We start from the raw sequence: 15,363 nt of genomic DNA, 5'->3' as shown, positions 1-15,363 counted from the left end.
CCGCCTTGTGAAGCTGAGATACTGCAGTACATGCACGCTGCCGTCACAAGGATCGTCACGCAAAGCGCCGCGACCATGCTGACCGCTACGTCACGTTGTTAGCGCTCCAAATTGATAGATTGGGGCCATCGGCCCTCTCTATCACGAGACAGAACTCATCCCAGCATATGAATGAACGTTCGCTTTCGGCGAGCCGATTGAATGCCGGACTGACGGCTATGGGTCTTGTAGCTACCTTCGCCGTGCCGGATGTCTGCCTAATACGAGTTTCCACCACCTTACGGCTTTCAGCTCCGCTTCAGCCGCGCTCGCGACAGTCGCCGGTCCTCGAGGGAATAATATAGCCAGACCTCGCCGTCGCGACTGGTGACCGAGGCGGAAAATGCTATGTCGCTCGCTGTCCGATCTCTTGCGGGCGGCGGTGTGATCAGCGGCTCGATGCATCGGTCCACCACGCGGGTCAGTTCGCGGTCGAACGCGACCCAGCCGATCCGCCAACGCGCGTCGTGCGTTGCGCCGTTGTAAAACATCACCGGCATTTCAGGGTCGTCGAGCAACATCGGGCCTGTCGAGAGGTGCCAATTGTCCCATCCGTCCTCGCGCGGCATGAACGGCGTTGGTTGCTCGTCCCACGGTCCGTCCACCTTGGGGCCGATCGCCAGGCCCACGCGACTGGCCTCGTCGGCGGCATATTCGTAGAACAGACTCCATCGCCCATCCTTTTCGCGGTCAACCGTCGCTTCCTTCGTGTTGCCAAGCGACTTTGTGGAGGCCAGCGCAACGCCGGTCTTCACCAGGGCGTCGATGGTCGGCCCAGCGGCATAGAACATTTCGCCATGCGCCATGTCGGCCTCGACGCCGGTGTAATAGACGACGTAGTTGCCGTCCTCCATCTTCACCACGGTGGGATCTTCCACCCCGCCCGCATCCTTTTCGCCGGGGCCGCCGGGCACGATCGCGGGCTGGTCGAGCATCTCGAAGTGGACGCCGTCATCGCTCCAGCCGGCCCAGATGATGCCGGTGTCAGTCATCGGCTCGCCGGGCTGCGTCACCGCGCGCACCATGATGCCGAACCGGCCGTCCGGCTCCAGCCAGACATACGGGCTCATCAGATCGCGCGCCATCAGTGGCGCCGGACCCATCAGGTGGATCTCCTGTAACTCTTGCACATTGAAATCGACGACATTCGACGAGGGGTAGACCAGCACCTTCCGATCCCCGGTCACGCTGTCGGCAGGCAGGCGTGACCGCACGATCGGCACGCCGGGCGCGATCTCCGACTGGTTCGTGGCGCCGGCGGTCGAAGCGGGCATTGCGGGTTTGCTCCCGATCATGCGCCGAGTGCCTGCATCAGCGACAGGCCACCGTCGATCACGATACGCGCGCCGGTAATGTACGACGCCTTGTCCGAGGCGAGGAACACGGCAAGATCGCCGACCTCCTCGGGTTGTCCCGCCCGATCCATCGGGATGTTCTGTTCAAGCGTCTTGCGATAGACCGGATCGGTGCTGGCGCGCTCGTTCATCGGTGTCAGGATCATGCCTGGCTCGATCGCGTTCACACGGATGCCGTTGGGCGCTTCTTCGATCGCGAGCGTCTCGATTAAGTTGGTCAGGCCGCCCTTGGCCGCACAGTAATCCGCGCCGCCGGCCCGCACCGCATAGGCGTGGATCGATGATATGTGGATGATCGTGCCGGGGCTGTTCGCAGGCCGGTCTCGTACGAACCGACGCGAGGTAAGGAACGCGCCGGTCAGGTCGGTATCAAGCATGCGCTGCCATTGCGGCATCGTCATTTGTCGCACTGGCACGCCCGCCATGTTTATTCCGGCGGAATTGACCAGCACAGTGACGAGCCCGAACGCCTTCTCGGCAGCCGCGAACGCCGCATCCACCGATACCTCGTCCCCGACATTGCACTGGACCGCGATCGCCTCGCCGCCAGCCGCCCTCACCTTGGCGACGGTCTCGCTTCCATCGTTATGGGCATCGTGGAACAGCACCACCACTCTGTCACCGATCGCTCCGAACGAGATAGCGCACGCAGCTCCGATTCCGCTTTCCGCGCCGCTCACCAATACACACCTACCGTTCGCCATCCCGTCGCCCCTTTGATTTATTTCCGGTGGTATCGGCGCCAGCTTCTCTGCCGGCAATTCTCATCTTTGTCATGTGTCAGAGCTTCTTCCCGCCAACCCTAAAACAGCGGCAGCCGCGATTGCCACAATGCCAAGACGTGCGCGACCACGTCGGCGCAGAAGCGAGAAGCCGACTCCGCCTAGAACCGGCCCAACGAGGCCGGCTGCGCCGCCTCCGGCGATCTTTCCCAGCTTGGAACCGACGTACAAGTTGATTAGTCGCGCCGGCAGAGAAGGTTCTTGCCGGATATTGACGTCTGACAGAACGGCAGTGCGAGAGGCGTCGCTGGGTCCGTCGTCGATGTCTGATCCTGCAATCGCAGGAGCGTCCTTCTGGTCATCCGGTTGCTGACCTGCGACATGATCCGCCACCCACGCGCCGCGTTCGCCTAACGGCGCCGCTGCTCCGTGCGTTGTGTCCTGCGCACTCTGATGCTCGAGTTCAGCGTTGAGCTCCGCGCCGAACAGCAGGAGATAGCTCGACAGATAGAGCCAAGTCAGCATGACCACGACCGCGCCGAGCGACCCGTAGGTCGCGTTGTAATTCCCGAAATTGGCGACATAGATACCGAAGCCGAACGTTAGCGCGAGCCCAAGCAGCGCAGCGAGCAGTGATCCCGGGGTCAGCCAGACCCAGCGCGGTCGCTCGCGAGAAGGCCCGTAGCGGTATAGTGTGGCGGCCCCAGCGGCGCCCGCCAACACGAGCGCCAAATAGGAGGCGATCTTGCCGGCGACCACAACTGGTTTAGGCATTGTCGGCAGCATGTCCTCCAGGTGGCCGAGCGCCGCAATCGCGATCACCGCCAGCACCATCACCAGCACGCCTGCGCCGGTGATACCGAGCGCCAGCAGGTTCACCATGATAAAGCTTCGGCGCTCCTTCTCTTCATAGGCTATGTTGAGCGCAGTCACGATCGCGCCGGCGGCGCTCCGGGCGCCAAAAACGGCGAGCGCAAGCGCAAGCAGCAAGCCAAAGCCTTTTTTCTCACCCGACGTCGCGACGACGTTGAGGAGTTGTTCGCCGATCAGCTTGGCGGCATCGGCCGGCATGACGGACATCAGCCCCCGCACATTCCCGATCACGGTGGCCGGGTCAGCAACAAGTCCATAGCTGAGCACGACCGCGCCGAGCAGCGGGACTAGCGCAAGGAACCCGTAGAATGCCACGCCGGCGGCGACGAGACCGACATTGTCGTCGCCCGCCTCGTTCCAGGTGCGCAGCAGTACAGCTCTCCATGCCTGCCATGGCATCGCCCAAGGATTGATCGCATCGCGGCCGTTCGGAGCTGCTGGTTGGATTGTCATGAAATTCCCTTGCCGCCGATGCCACGCTCACGGGCCCAAATGATTGCCGCGCCGCGTTTGTTGACGCCGATCTTGCCGTAGATCCGCGACACGTGATTGCGCACAGTCGTGCGCGTAAGACCTAGGGCGTCGGCTATCCCTTCGTCGTCCTGACCCTGGCCTAGATGTCCCAGCACCTCCCGCTCGCGCCGGGTGAGCTGCGCGGTTTCCTTGAGTGGCTTACCCGCCCGGTCGGCGCGGAGGTTTGCTAGCTTTTCGACCACGTTGCGGCTAAACCAGCTGGCGTCGCTCATCACCGCCTCGATCGCCGCGACCAGATCAAGTTCCGACTGACGCCGCTCGGTGATGTCCTGGATTACCCACAGCACGCAGCGATCGCCGGCGCGGTCGATCGTCGCCGCCGAAACTAGGCAGTCGAGGAACTGACCGGTGCTGGTGCGCACCTTCGCATCCTCGTTGCGCAGCTTGCCGGTCGCCTCGACCTGCTCTTCCATTCGCCGCCGCGTCACCGCGGTGTCCCACAGCGTCAGTTCGCCGGGGCTGCGCCCCACCAGCGTCGTCTCGGAGTGACCGGTCATCGTGCGGAACGCCTGGTTCACTTCGAGCAAGGCATGGTTCTTTAGCGAGGCGACGACCATCGCAACGGGGGCCAGGTCGAACGCCTGCTGGAACCGCTCCTCGCTATGACGCAGCGCCGTCTCCGCCTTCCGCCGCGGTTCAAGGTCGGCGAAGGTGAACAGCATGCAATCCTCGTCCTCCAACCCGATTGGCTGGCCGGCGACGATCACGAGCTTGGTTTCGCCTTCGGGCAAGTCGACCTCGGTCTCCATCTGCGGGACAGGGTTGCCTGCCGCGAGCCGCTCGTGGGCCAGATCGCGGCGCTCGGCGCGGGTGAACAGATCGAGCTCGTACACGGTGCGCCCGACAATACGGTCCGCGGCATAGCCGGTCATGTCGAGGAAGCCCTGGTTGGCGCGGACGACCTTTAGATCGGTCAGCCGCGCGATCAGCGCTGGTGCGGGGTTGGCGTTGAACGCCTGTCGGAAGCGATGCTCGGCTTCGGCGCGCTCGGTGATGTCGGTGACTATGAGGACGAGGCCCTCGATCGCGCCGCGCTGGTCAGCGAGGATCAGGCTGCGCATCTGGTGCACCCACCGCATCCCGTCGGCCTTGGCTGCGGTCACTTCGACGACGATATCTACGACCGTTTCACCCGCCACGGCGCGTTCGATGGGATAATCTTCGGCCCGTAAAACATGGCCGTTGCGATAGCGGAGCGCGAACCGAGAGCGATAACCGGCGGCGTCTTGGCCGAGCGTGTCGACGGTCGTCACTCCGTGCATCGCCAACGCAGCGTCGTTCGCCCACAAGATCGTGCCGGTGGGATCGAGCAGGATCACGCCTTCGCGCAAGCCCGAGACGATCAGACGAAGGTTGTCGAGATCGGCAGTTTCGCGCACTCCGATCAAGCTGTGCCCGTCTGGTCGTTTGGCCATGATCGCGTCCTTGTGGTTGGGGGCATTCCTAGCGCGCCAATAATTTCACGTCTTGGGGCATTTGCGTCTGATCGCTTGATGCAATCACATCTTTGTGGCGCGTTCCAGACAGCTTAACTCATGTTGCATGAAGCGGTGTGCTCCACCTAGGGCGAAGGTTATCGTGCAAGATCCAAGGAATCCGTTGCGGCGCCGCGCACTGATCCACCACATTAACAGGGAAATATCACCATGAAGAAGATCGTCATCCTCGGGCTGGTTGCCTCCGCGCTGACGCTCGGCGCCTGCGGCAAGAGCCCATCCGACAAGCTCGCCGGACGTGTCGAGAACGCTGCAGACAATCGCGCGGACACGATGGAGCAGAATGCTGACCAGCTCCGCAATCAAGCCGCGATGCTCGACAATCGGGCCGGTGCTGCGCGCGATCGCGGAGAATCCCGAGCTGATGCGATCAAGGCAGCCGACATGAACGTCAGCGCCATGAGCCAGGAGCAGCGCGATGCGATCGTCGCCAACAAGGCGCCCGCGGTCAGATAGCACAGTACGAGAACGACTGAACCGTATCAACCAAGGAGAATGACGATGGGTGAGTTCACCGACAAGATGAAGGCCGCGGGCAACAAGGTTGCCGGCAAGGTCAAGGAAGAGATCGGCGACATGACCGACAACCAGAAACTGGAGGCCGAGGGCAAGGCCCAGCAGCTCAAGGGCTCGGCGCAGGACGTAAAGGGCAGCGTCAAGGGAGCGCTTGGCGACGATCTCTGAACGGTTGCGTATGATCCGTTAAGGATCATTATGGAGGCCGGGCGGCGGTACGCCACCCGGCCTCTCCTTGCATTTTCAGGCGCGCGTCAGCGACGCGGCAATGCCAACGGGGCGGTACAATGCGATTTCTCGGGATTGACTGGGTCGGTGTAAATCCGGAGAACGGACAAAAGCTGCTGCTCTCGCTCGCTTTCGTCATGATCGTCGTCGTCGTCAGCCGAGTCCTCCGGTGGCTTGTGGGCGTTATCCTGCGCAATACCGATACTGCCGGATTGCAGACTAAATTCTGGACGCGGCAAGGCATTAGCCTGCTCAGCGCGGTTATTCTGATTCTGGGCCTCCTGTCGATATGGTTCAGCGATCCAACCCGGTTGGCCACTGCACTCGGGCTGGTGACCGCGGGGCTTGCTTTCGCGTTGCAGCAGCCGGTGACCGCGATCGCCGGCTATTTCGTGGTCCTGCGTGGCAGTACCTTCAACGTCGGCGATCGCATCTCGATGGGCGGCGTGCGCGGCGATGTCCTGCGGCTAGGCTTCATCCAGACCACGATCATGGAGATGGGCCAGCCGCCCAGCGTTCAAGGCGCCGACCCGGCCATGTGGGTGAAAAGTCGGCAGTTCACCGGGCGGATCGTCACGGTCAGCAATTCCAAAATCTTTTCCGAACCGGTCTTCAACTACACGCGCGACTTCCCGTTCATGTGGGAAGAGATGGCGATCCCGATTACGTACGAAGCGGATCGCGCCAAAGTTGAGGCGATCCTGCTCGACGCCGCGCGCGCGTTCGCCGGCAGCGAACGCGACATCGCTGCCGACGCGAAAGCGGACATGGAAACCCGGTTCGGGGTCGATCCAATCGATCTCGATCCTAAGGTGTTTTTCCGCATCACCGACAACTGGCTCGAACTCACCGTCCGCTTCATCGTCACCACCCACCGGATCCGTGCCATCAAGGACGCGATGAGCCGGCAGATCATTGCCGCACTCGACGAGGCCAACATCGGTATCGCCTCGGCGACTTACGATATCGTCGGCTTGCCGCCGGTCGAACTGCGACGCGGGACAAATCCAGGGTAAATCCGTAGCGTGGCGATCACGTCGTGGGGGAAAGATGCAAGACGCAGCTATCAATCGCTGGATCATCGACAGCGCGACCGATTTCTCGATCGTCGCGACCGACACCGAAGGCCGCGTGACGACCTGGAACGAGGGGGCACGCCGAATCTTCGGCTGGCTTGAGTCGGACATGATCGGCCAGCGAATCGATCGCATCTTCACCCCGGAAGATATCGCCGCCGACCGGCCCGAGATTGAAATGCAATGCGCTCTCGAACGGGGAGCAGGTAACGATGAACGCTGGCACATCCGCAAGGATGGGGAACGGTTCTGGGCAAATGGCGAAATGACGCCTTTGCGCGATGACGCCGGCACCGTCATTGGCTTCGTTAAAGTACTTCGCGACCGCACTGAACAGCGCTTGGCGGCGGAAGCATTGCGCGAGGCCGAGGCTAGCACGCGACTCCTGTTCGATTCGATGGCGGAGGGTTTCTATGCCGTCGACCGCGATGGCGTGACCACCGATTGCAACGCCGCCTTCCTGCGCATGATGGGGTTCGCGCGCAAGGAGGATGCGGTCGGCCGCAAGCTGCACGACGTTATCCACCACAGCCACCGCGACGGACGCGACTACGAAAAAACCGAGTGTCCGATTTACATCTGCGCGCGGGTTGGCACCCGCGCGCATGTCAGCGATGAACTGTTTTTCCCGATCGATGGTGAGCCGTTGCCGGTGGAATATTGGGCGATCCCGATCATTCGGCAGGGCAGGATCGACGGTGCTATCTGCACCTTCCTCGACATTAGCGAGCGCATCGCCGCCGATGATGGACGCCGTGCGAGCGAGGCACGGCTCCGCGAGTTAAATGCCGATTTAGAACGTCAGGTGGTCGAGCGCGTCGGCGAACGGGCGCTGACATGGTCTGTCAGTTCCGAACTGCTGTCGGTCATCCATTTGAAGACGGGTCTTTTCGAGCGCGTTAATCCTGCGTGGGAACAAATGCTCGGCTGGACCGCGGAGGAAATGGAAGGCGTCCATTACAGCGTCTTTGTCAACCCAGAGGATATGGGCAGCAGCGACCAGGAATTTGCGAGGTTCGCCGATGGCAATCCCCTGCTCAAGTTCGAGAACCGCTATCGCACGACATCGGGCAATTGGCGGTGGCTGTCCTGGGTTGCCGTTCCGTACAATGGAAAGCTTTATTCGAGTGCGCGCGACGTGACCGCCGAACGGCAGCGTGGGGCCGATCTGGAATTGGCCGAGGATGCGCTGAGGCAGGCTCAGAAAATGGAGGCGGTCGGGCAGCTGACCGGCGGCGTCGCGCACGACTTCAACAATCTGCTGACCGTTATTCGAGGCTCGGTCGACTTGCTGCGCCGGCCCGACCTCCCCGCCGAACGACGTGAGCGATATATCGACGCGATCGGCGAAACTGCTGACCGCGCGGCGGCGCTGACCGGGCAGCTACTGGCCTTCGCCCGGCGCCAGGCACTCAAGCCGGAGGTGTTCGACGCTGGCGCCAGCATCCTTGACGTAGCGTCTATGGTGCGCACGCTGACCGGCTCGCGGATCGTCCTGGAAACGCTCGCTCCCCCGGAACCGTGCATGGTACTCGCCGATCGCAGCCAGTTCGACACAGCAATCGTCAACATGGCGATCAATGCACGTGATGCGATGGATGGCGAAGGCCGGTTGTCGATCGCGATCGGCCCCGTATCCGGCATCCCGGCGCTTCGAACGCATCCGCCGATCGCCGGCGATTTCGTGGCCGTGGCGATCACCGATACGGGCACTGGCATAGCCGACGACGAGATCGCGCGCATCTTTGAACCCTTCTTCACGACGAAGCAGCTTGGGCAGGGAACCGGCCTTGGCTTGAGCCAAGTGTTTGGTTTCGCAAAGCAGTCTGAAGGCGATATCCGTGTCGATAGCCAAATGGGGCATGGCACGACTTTCACGCTATACATGCCGCGTGTGCTTGATGCCGAGCCGCAACCGGATATCGTGCCGGACGTCCCCGCAACCGTCGACGGCAAAGGTGTTTGCGTCCTTGTCGTCGAAGACAACAAAGCGGTAGGCGAGTTCGCAACGCAGGCGCTGAGCGAGCTTGGCTACGAAAGTGTCTTCGCAAGCGACGCAACCCAAGCGCTGGTCGAACTGGAAAAGGATTGCACCCGGTTCCACATCGTCTTCTCAGACGTGGTCATGCCGGGAACCAGTGGGTTGGAGTTGGGCCAACAAATCCGCAGGCTCTACCCTACTATTCCCGTGATCCTTACCAGCGGCTACAGTCACGTGCTGGCCCAGAACGGCAATCACGGGTTCGAGCTGCTCCATAAGCCGTACTCGGTCGAGCAGCTGTCCCGCGTTCTGCGCAAGGCGATCGCGTGGCAGCAAAAGAAGCAATGAGAACGCGTGCGAGCATAAGGCTCCAAAGCCTCCTCTTCGCATGGCCGGCTTCGTCCGCTCGTGGCGAAAGCCGTCGTTCGAATGGGCAGATAGGTATGTCAGCAAAGTCCCAGAACGCGCCGACCGCAATCGACCAACTCTCGCCGTTCAACCTGACGCGTCGGTTGCAAGCATCACAGCGTCACACGCCCCCTTTTCCGTCATCCCCGCGCCGGCGGGGATCCATACTGGCGGACGGCGCAGTACGGGAAGGACCGGGCCAATGGAGTCCCGCCCAGGCGCGATCACTGCGCAGGTCGCGCTGCCCCCCCCGTCACCCCGGCGCAGGCCGGGGCCGCCCGGTTGGCCAGCCCCGGCCGGCGATCCGGCGCTCGATCGCTCCGGCACGCCCGGGGAACCCTACGGCCCCGGCCTGCGCCGGGGTGACGGCCGGGCGCCGAGCGACTTTTGCGGAGGACTTGCCGCCGCGGGAATGGCGCGTGGGCTAAAAGACATTCCGCCCCCCGCCACCGTCAGCTCCGCCAAGGGCCGCGCCCCGCCCGAGATCGGCCACCAAAACCCGGGATCATCGCGCGCGCGATCCGTCACCAACCGTCTGAGCACCGCTTGCGGCCCGTCCGGCGCTGCGTGTAAAATGGCGGCATGGTCGTCCAGGGAAGCTGCCATTGTGGAAACGTGCGGGTGGAACTGCCGCATGCGCCGGCGTGGGTCGCGGCGTGCACCTGTTCGCTGTGCCGTCGGCTCGCCTGGCGCGTCGCCTATTTCCCGCCCGACCAGGTCCGCATCACGGGGGAAACGACCGCCTATGTCTGGGGCGACCGGATGATCGGCATCCATCATTGCCCGGTGTGCGGCTGCGGAACCCATTGGCAGTCGCTCGGGGAGGATTTCGGGAAGATGGGGATCAACGCGCGCTTGCTCGATGGCTTCGATGAACAGGCGATCGAGGTCAGGACGTTCGACAACGCGGACTGACGCCGCCGGGCAACCGCCGCGCCGCGCGCGGGATCATCGCAGCGTCGCCATCCCCCCGCCCACCAGGAACACCAGCGCCGCCGCGCCGCCGCCGAACACCAAAGCGATCAGCAGCGACAGGATCCCCGCCACGATCGATCCCGACCGGCGCTTGTTGAACGCGCCGCGCTTGCCCGGCTTGCCGAGCTTGAGCTCGACATAGCCGGCGGAGCCGCCGCCCAGCACCGTCATCGCCAGCGTGATCACCGCGCCGACCGGTGTCTGCAGCGACAGCACGATCGGCAGGACCAGCACGAACGGCGCGGCCATCGCGAAGGCGGCGAGCAGCTTGGCATTGTCGACCGCGTCGCGCGCGACCGGGGCGACCTGGAGCAGGTCGGGCGCGTCCTCGGCCGAGACGGTCAGCCAGGCGAAACTGCCGACCAGCTGGCTCGCGATCAATACGCTCGCAAAGGCGAGCGCGGCGGGGATCGGCACCGCGTGGCGATTGCCGATCAGCCCGAGCACCAGCGGCGCGAGATAGATCAGCCGCAGCACGATCTGGAAGGCGAGCGCGGGGTCGCGCGCGAGCAGTTTCCATTCCTTGGCGAAGACCGTGCGGGTCAGGCCGGCGTGGAACAACCGTCCGCTCGCGCGCCCGGTGGGGCGGGTGCGCGACAGCTTGATCTCGCCGTCGAGATACCCCGCCAGGAACGACCGTTCGAGCGTCACCCCCGCGCCCGCGAACAGGACGAGACCGGCGCCGAGCACCAGCGCGATCGCGAGCGGATCGCCGAACGCCGCGCGCGCCGGGAGACCGCTGATCCCCGTCGTGCCGATCCCCGCTGCCTGGAGCCGCTCGAACAGCGCGACGAAGGTGCTGCGGCCGCTCGCGCTGCGCGGCATCAGCTGCGTCGCGAGGAACAGCGACCCGCCCAGCACCGCCGCGGCGATCTGTCCGACGGTGCGCGCGGCGCGCGGGCCGACCGACGTCGCGATCAGCAGGGTCAGCCCGAGCCCGAGCGACGCCGCGACCAGTGCCAGCGCCACCAGCACCGCGACCAGCCCGAACAGCCGCGGATGCCCCAGCACCGCGACCGGCACGACGATCGGCAGCACCAGCACCGCATAGGTCAGCGCGATCGTCGCGACGATCCCGAGCAGCTTGGCGAGCAGCACCGTCCGCCCCGGGATCGGCGCGGACAGCAGCAGTTGCAAATCGCCGCTCTGGTACAGCGTCCGCTGGCTGCCGATCATCGCCTGCGCGGTCATGAAGCTGAGCGCGAGCAGGCAGATCGCGAGCAGACCGGTCATCGCGGCGGGCGGGATCGGGATCGGCTGGTCGCGCAACCCCCAGGCGAGCGCGACCCCGATCAGGCACCAGGCGGCGAGCAGCAGATAGCCGATCCAGCGCGCCACGCCCCGCCGCGGCCGCGCGCGAAACGCCAGCCGCAGTTCGTGCAGCGCGAGCCAAGTGAAGCTCGCCGGGCGCGCGAGGCTCATGCGGCGACCGCGGGCGCGCTGGTCAGGCGGATGAACGTGTCCTCCAGCGTCATGCCCTCGGTCCCGGCACGGTCGCGCAGGTCCTGCAGCGTGCCTTCCGCCAGCAGCCGCCCGCCCGCGATGATCCCGATCCGGTCCGCCAGCCGCTCGGCGACCTCCAGGATATGCGTGGTGACGATCACGGTCTTGCCCGCATCGACCTGCGCGCGCAGCGCATCCTTGACCAGGCGCGCCATGCTCGCGTCGAGCCCGGTCAGCGGTTCGTCGAGGATCAGCAGCCGCGGATCGTGGATCAGCGCGCCTGCGAGCGCGACCTTCTGCTTCATCCCGCGCGAGAACCCCTCGCAGCGCGTATCGCGCTGCTCCCACAGGTCGAGCCAGTGGAGCAGCCGGTCGGCTTCGGCGGCGGCATGGGCTGGGTCCATCCGCCACAGCCCCGCGACGAAGGCGAGATATTCGAGCGGGGTGAGCTTGTCGTACAGCATCGCCTCGTCGGGCAGCCACGCGGTGATCGCCTTGGCGCCGAGCGGATTGCGCCGTGTGTCGATCCCGAAGATCTCGATCGTCCCCGCATCGGGCATGGCCAGTCCCGCGACCATCCGCAAGGTCGTCGTCTTGCCCGCGCCGTTGGGCCCGAGCAGCGCGTACAACTGCCCCGCCGCGATATCGAGGTCGAGACCCTGGATGACGGGCTTGTCGAAGCTCTTCGCAAGCCCCCGGATGCGCAGCGCTGAATCGGTCATCTGTTCTGTTTAAGCGGTACACTGGTGCCGTCCAGCCGGATCGCCGTCGCCGCGCGGGGTTTTCGTTGCGACCACTTGCCGCTAGAGCGAGGCGGAATGCCGCAGACCGATCCCGCCATGCCTGCTCCGACGGGGCCTGTTCTTACGGGGCCTGTTCCGACGGGGCCTGTTCCGATGGGGTCCGCTCGCGGCGATGTCCCGCGCGATCCGCCGCCGTCGCCCGGCGCAACGGTCGACGACCAGCCCGCCAGCGGACGGATCGTGGCGGGCGCGCACCGTTTCCCGCTGCGCGTCTATTTCGAGGACACCGATCTCTCGGGGATCGTCTACCACGCCAATTACCTGCGCTACATGGAACGGGCGCGCTCCGACATGCTGGTGCGCGCCGGGATCGACCAGCGCGCGCACCAGGAGGCGGGCGGCGGCGCCTATGCGGTGACCGCGCTCGCGATCCGCTACAAGGCGCCCGCACGGCTCGACGATGCGCTGGTGGTGGTGACGCGGCTGCGGCACATTCGCGCCGCTTCGGTCGATATTCATCAACAGGTCATGTGCGGCGGTCAGATACTGACCGACGCCGAGGTGACGGCGGCGCTGGTGTCGCCCACCGGGCGGCCGCTGCGCCAGCCACGCGAATGGATTGCCGCGTTTCAGCAGGTGCTGGGCGAAACGCAGACACCATCAGGGGAAAAGACGTCGTGAACGAGATGATGCTGAATACCGATGCGGCGAGCATGTCGCCGATCGCGCTGTTCCTCCAGGCCGATCTGGTGGTGAAGGGCGTGATGATCGGCCTGTTGCTGGCCAGCGTCTGGACCTGGACGATCATCATCAGCTTCGTCCTGCGGCTGGGCAGCACGCGCCGCAAGATCGCCGCGTTCGAGAAGGAATTCTGGAAGGCCGAGGATATCGACGCCTTCTACAAGCAGCATGTCGACAGCAAGCTGCCGATCGCGCGCGTGTTCGTGGCGGGCGTCGCCGAATGGCGGCGCTCGACCGTCGGCGGGCAGGTCGACCGCGCGGCGACGCGGGAACGGCTCGCCACCGCGATGGGCGCATCGGTCGCGAACGAGATCGACCTCCTGTCCGACCGGCTCAACATCCTCGCGACGGTCGGCTCGGTCGCGCCGTTCGTCGGGCTGTTCGGCACGGTGTGGGGGATCATGCGCAGCTTCACCGGCATCGCGAGCGCGAACAACACGTCGCTCGCGGTCGTCGCGCCGGGGATCGCCGAGGCGCTGTTCGCCACCGCGATCGGCCTGTTCGCGGCGATCCCGGCGGTGATTGCGTACAACCGCTTCAGCCATGCGATCAACCGGATCGAGGCGCGCCTCAACCGCTTCGCCGACGGCTTCCACGCGACGCTCAGCCGGCAGCTCGAGAGCGAGGGGCGGCGCTGAGCGATGGCGATGAACCTCCCCTCGCAGCGCGGGCGCGGTCGACGCGCGCCGATGGCCGACATCAACGTGACCCCGATGGTCGACGTGATGCTCGTGCTGCTGATCATCTTCATGGTGACAGCCCCGCTGCTCACCGCGGGCGTGCCGGTGAACCTGCCCGACAGCCGCGCCAAGGCGCTCGACCAGGACCAGAAGCCGATCGAGATCTCGATCGACAATCAGGGCCAGGTGTTCGTCGCCAAGGATCTGGTCGGCGATGCGATGCTGCCCGACATCCTGTCGCAACTCGCCGCCAAGGCCGATCCCGCCAAGCCGCCGCAGGTGTTCCTGCGCGCGGACACCAAGCTGGATTACGGCAAGGTGATGCGCGTGATGGGCGAGCTCAACCGCGCCGGACTGAACCGCGTGGCGCTGGTGACGGTCAGCCAGGACGGCAACTGAGATGGACGGGCGGATGACCCGCGGCGAGGGGATCGCGCTCGGCATCGCCGCGCTCGGCCATGTCGCGCTGTTCGCGTTGCTGTCGCTGAGCTGGAGCGCGGCCAAGCTGCCGCCGCCCGCGACCAAGCCGATCGACGTGTCGCTGGTGCAGGACGTCGCGCTCGACCAGCGCGCGCCCGCCGCCGCCGAGCCGCCCGCACAATCCGCCGCGCCCGACTCCGGCCCGCCCGAAGACGCCGCCCCCCCGGCCGACGCCGTTCCGGCCGCCGCAGCGCCGGCTGCGCCCGAACCCGAGCCGCAACCCGAGCCAAAGCCCCAGCCAAAAGCAGAACCGAAACCACAGCCCAAGCCGGTCGCGCAGCCAAAGCCCGAGCCCAAGCCGGTGGCCAAGCCCGTTGCGGTGCCCAAACCACAGCCGAAGCCCGAACCAAAGGCGCAAGCCAAGCCGAAGCCGGTCCAAAAACCGTCTCCGCCGGAAAAGGCGGAACCCGCCAAGCCCAGCAAGGCAGACGTGGCCAAGGCCGCGCAGGAAAAGGCCGCCGAAGCAAAGGCCACCCAGGCCAGGGCCGCACAGGCGAAGGCCGCCGAGGCCAAGGCCGCGGCCGACGCCAGGGCGGTGGCCGATGCCAGGACAGCGAAAGCCGCGGCGGCCGCCAAGGCCGCGGCCAGCAAGAACGCCGCGGCCAAGGGCAATGGCGCGAACGCCAAGTCGAGCAAGGCGCGCGCGACCGGATCGCTGCTCGACGACGATTTCCGCAAGGGCCTGACGCAGAGCGCGAGCAAGGCCAAGACCTCCGACGCCGCGCCCGCCGCGGCGATGGACGGCAAGGCGGCCGCCGATATCGGTTCGGCGATCAAGCGACAGGTCCAGCCATGCGCGGATCGCCAGCCGATTCCGGGCCCGGGCGCGTCGCGCATCGTCGTGCTGGTCCACCTGCTGCTCAACCGCGATGGATCGCTTGCCGCTCGACCGACAATTTCGGATGACCGTCTCGGCGTCGACGATGAGAATCGGCGCTATGTCGACGTGGTCGACCGCAATGCGATTGCGACTTTTACCGGATGTGCGCCGCTCCGCGGTCTGCCACCCGAGCTTTACGACGTGCCGCACGGGTGGAAGAAGTTCGCCCTGCGCTACAAACTTCCGGGCTGAG

Annotated in this window: 15 protein-coding genes; 9 read left to right on the top strand and 6 right to left on the bottom strand. The window is 65.2% G+C overall.

All coding sequences use genetic code 11. The features are described from left to right. Positions 1-287: 287 nt before the first annotated feature. From L8K25_RS05675 to L8K25_RS05660, 4 genes are all read right to left on the bottom strand, one after another. Positions 288-1,334, bottom strand: coding sequence for a glycosidase (locus tag L8K25_RS05675; protein ID WP_242137943.1), 1,047 nt, complete (start codon positions 1,332-1,334; stop codon positions 288-290). After that, positions 1,331-2,098, bottom strand: coding sequence for an SDR family oxidoreductase (locus tag L8K25_RS05670; protein ID WP_242137942.1), 768 nt, complete (start codon positions 2,096-2,098; stop codon positions 1,331-1,333). The genes L8K25_RS05675 and L8K25_RS05670 overlap by 4 nt, the downstream gene beginning before the upstream one ends. A gap of 69 nt (positions 2,099-2,167) precedes the next feature. Beyond that, entirely contained in the window at positions 2,168-3,388 is a 1,221-nt protein-coding gene (locus tag L8K25_RS05665; protein ID WP_242137941.1) for a YihY/virulence factor BrkB family protein, read from the bottom strand. Between the two features lie 50 nt (positions 3,389-3,438). Continuing rightward, entirely contained in the window at positions 3,439-4,938 is a 1,500-nt protein-coding gene (locus tag L8K25_RS05660; protein ID WP_242137940.1) for a PAS domain S-box protein, read from the bottom strand. A gap of 231 nt (positions 4,939-5,169) precedes the next feature. On the opposite strand from L8K25_RS05660, the gene L8K25_RS05655 reads away from it, so the two are divergent. From L8K25_RS05655 to L8K25_RS05635, 5 genes are all read left to right on the top strand, one after another. Then, complete coding sequence (locus L8K25_RS05655; protein ID WP_242137939.1) at positions 5,170-5,475, top strand: hypothetical protein; 306 nt, start codon at positions 5,170-5,172, stop codon at positions 5,473-5,475. 45 nt (positions 5,476-5,520) lie between these two features. Further along, positions 5,521-5,703 (top strand): CsbD family protein, encoded by a 183-nt coding sequence (locus L8K25_RS05650; protein WP_242137938.1) that lies wholly within the window; start codon positions 5,521-5,523, stop codon positions 5,701-5,703. A gap of 119 nt (positions 5,704-5,822) precedes the next feature. Continuing rightward, positions 5,823-6,779 (top strand): mechanosensitive ion channel domain-containing protein, encoded by a 957-nt coding sequence (locus L8K25_RS05645; protein WP_242137937.1) that lies wholly within the window; start codon positions 5,823-5,825, stop codon positions 6,777-6,779. A 34-nt stretch (positions 6,780-6,813) separates the two neighbouring features. Beyond that, positions 6,814-9,168 carry a hybrid sensor histidine kinase/response regulator gene (locus tag L8K25_RS05640; protein WP_242137936.1) on the top strand — a complete coding sequence of 785 codons (2,355 nt, stop codon included), beginning with the start codon at positions 6,814-6,816 and terminating at the stop codon, positions 9,166-9,168. Positions 9,169-9,849: 681 nt separating this feature from the next. After that, positions 9,850-10,143, top strand: coding sequence for a GFA family protein (locus tag L8K25_RS05635; RefSeq protein ID WP_242137935.1), 294 nt, complete (start codon positions 9,850-9,852; stop codon positions 10,141-10,143). A 33-nt stretch (positions 10,144-10,176) separates the two neighbouring features. On the opposite strand, the gene L8K25_RS05630 is transcribed toward L8K25_RS05635, so the two are convergent. Beyond that, positions 10,177-11,625 (bottom strand): hypothetical protein, encoded by a 1,449-nt coding sequence (locus tag L8K25_RS05630; protein WP_242137934.1) that lies wholly within the window; start codon positions 11,623-11,625, stop codon positions 10,177-10,179. After that, a complete protein-coding gene (locus L8K25_RS05625; RefSeq protein ID WP_242137933.1) occupies positions 11,622-12,368 on the bottom strand; it encodes an ABC transporter ATP-binding protein in 747 nt (248 codons plus the stop codon). The genes L8K25_RS05630 and L8K25_RS05625 overlap by 4 nt, the downstream gene beginning before the upstream one ends. Before the next feature lie 174 nt (positions 12,369-12,542). Between L8K25_RS05625 and L8K25_RS05620 the strand changes: the two genes are divergently transcribed. From L8K25_RS05620 to tolA, 4 genes are read left to right on the top strand one after another with little or no spacing between them, the layout of a single operon-like run. Further along, positions 12,543-13,070, top strand: a complete 528-nt coding sequence (locus L8K25_RS05620) for a YbgC/FadM family acyl-CoA thioesterase (RefSeq protein ID WP_242137932.1) — start codon at positions 12,543-12,545, stop codon at positions 13,068-13,070. Between the two features lie 5 nt (positions 13,071-13,075). Further along, a complete protein-coding gene (tolQ, locus tag L8K25_RS05615) occupies positions 13,076-13,768 on the top strand; it encodes a protein TolQ (protein WP_242138706.1) in 693 nt (230 codons plus the stop codon). 3 nt (positions 13,769-13,771) lie between these two features. Then, positions 13,772-14,209, top strand: a complete 438-nt coding sequence (gene tolR, locus L8K25_RS05610) for a protein TolR (RefSeq protein WP_242137931.1) — start codon at positions 13,772-13,774, stop codon at positions 14,207-14,209. 13 nt (positions 14,210-14,222) lie between these two features. Then, positions 14,223-15,362, top strand: a complete 1,140-nt coding sequence (tolA, locus tag L8K25_RS05605) for a cell envelope integrity protein TolA (RefSeq protein ID WP_242137930.1) — start codon at positions 14,223-14,225, stop codon at positions 15,360-15,362. The last annotated feature ends 1 nt before the right edge of the window (position 15,363 follow it).

This window comes from Sphingomonas sp. TREG-RG-20F-R18-01 (assembly GCF_022662475.1).
In the GTDB taxonomy this organism is placed as follows: Bacteria; Pseudomonadota; Alphaproteobacteria; order Sphingomonadales; family Sphingomonadaceae; genus Sphingomonas.
The sequence above is the reverse complement of the archived record's forward strand: the minus strand, read 5'-3'. Positions and strand labels throughout refer to the sequence as shown.

What these genes read in the sequence shown, in the direction of transcription:
- L8K25_RS05675 (WP_242137943.1), bottom strand. Translation starts at nt 1,334, where the DNA reads ATGATCGGGAGCAAACCCGCAATGCCCGCTTCGACCGCCGGCGCCACG.
- L8K25_RS05670 (WP_242137942.1), bottom strand. Translation starts at nt 2,098, where the DNA reads ATGGCGAACGGTAGGTGTGTATTGGTGAGCGGCGCGGAAAGCGGAATC.
- L8K25_RS05665 (WP_242137941.1), bottom strand. Translation starts at nt 3,388, where the DNA reads ATGCCATGGCAGGCATGGAGAGCTGTACTGCTGCGCACCTGGAACGAG.
- L8K25_RS05660 (WP_242137940.1), bottom strand. Translation starts at nt 4,938, where the DNA reads ATGGCCAAACGACCAGACGGGCACAGCTTGATCGGAGTGCGCGAAACT.
- L8K25_RS05655 (WP_242137939.1), top strand. Translation starts at nt 5,170, where the DNA reads ATGAAGAAGATCGTCATCCTCGGGCTGGTTGCCTCCGCGCTGACGCTC.
- L8K25_RS05650 (WP_242137938.1), top strand. Translation starts at nt 5,521, where the DNA reads ATGGGTGAGTTCACCGACAAGATGAAGGCCGCGGGCAACAAGGTTGCC.
- L8K25_RS05645 (WP_242137937.1), top strand. Translation starts at nt 5,823, where the DNA reads ATGCGATTTCTCGGGATTGACTGGGTCGGTGTAAATCCGGAGAACGGA.
- L8K25_RS05640 (WP_242137936.1), top strand. Translation starts at nt 6,814, where the DNA reads ATGCAAGACGCAGCTATCAATCGCTGGATCATCGACAGCGCGACCGAT.
- L8K25_RS05630 (WP_242137934.1), bottom strand. Translation starts at nt 11,625, where the DNA reads ATGAGCCTCGCGCGCCCGGCGAGCTTCACTTGGCTCGCGCTGCACGAA.
- L8K25_RS05625 (WP_242137933.1), bottom strand. Translation starts at nt 12,368, where the DNA reads ATGACCGATTCAGCGCTGCGCATCCGGGGGCTTGCGAAGAGCTTCGAC.
- L8K25_RS05620 (WP_242137932.1), top strand. Translation starts at nt 12,543, where the DNA reads ATGGGGTCCGCTCGCGGCGATGTCCCGCGCGATCCGCCGCCGTCGCCC.
- tolQ (WP_242138706.1), top strand. Translation starts at nt 13,076, where the DNA reads ATGATGCTGAATACCGATGCGGCGAGCATGTCGCCGATCGCGCTGTTC.
- tolR (WP_242137931.1), top strand. Translation starts at nt 13,772, where the DNA reads ATGGCGATGAACCTCCCCTCGCAGCGCGGGCGCGGTCGACGCGCGCCG.
- tolA (WP_242137930.1), top strand. Translation starts at nt 14,223, where the DNA reads ATGACCCGCGGCGAGGGGATCGCGCTCGGCATCGCCGCGCTCGGCCAT.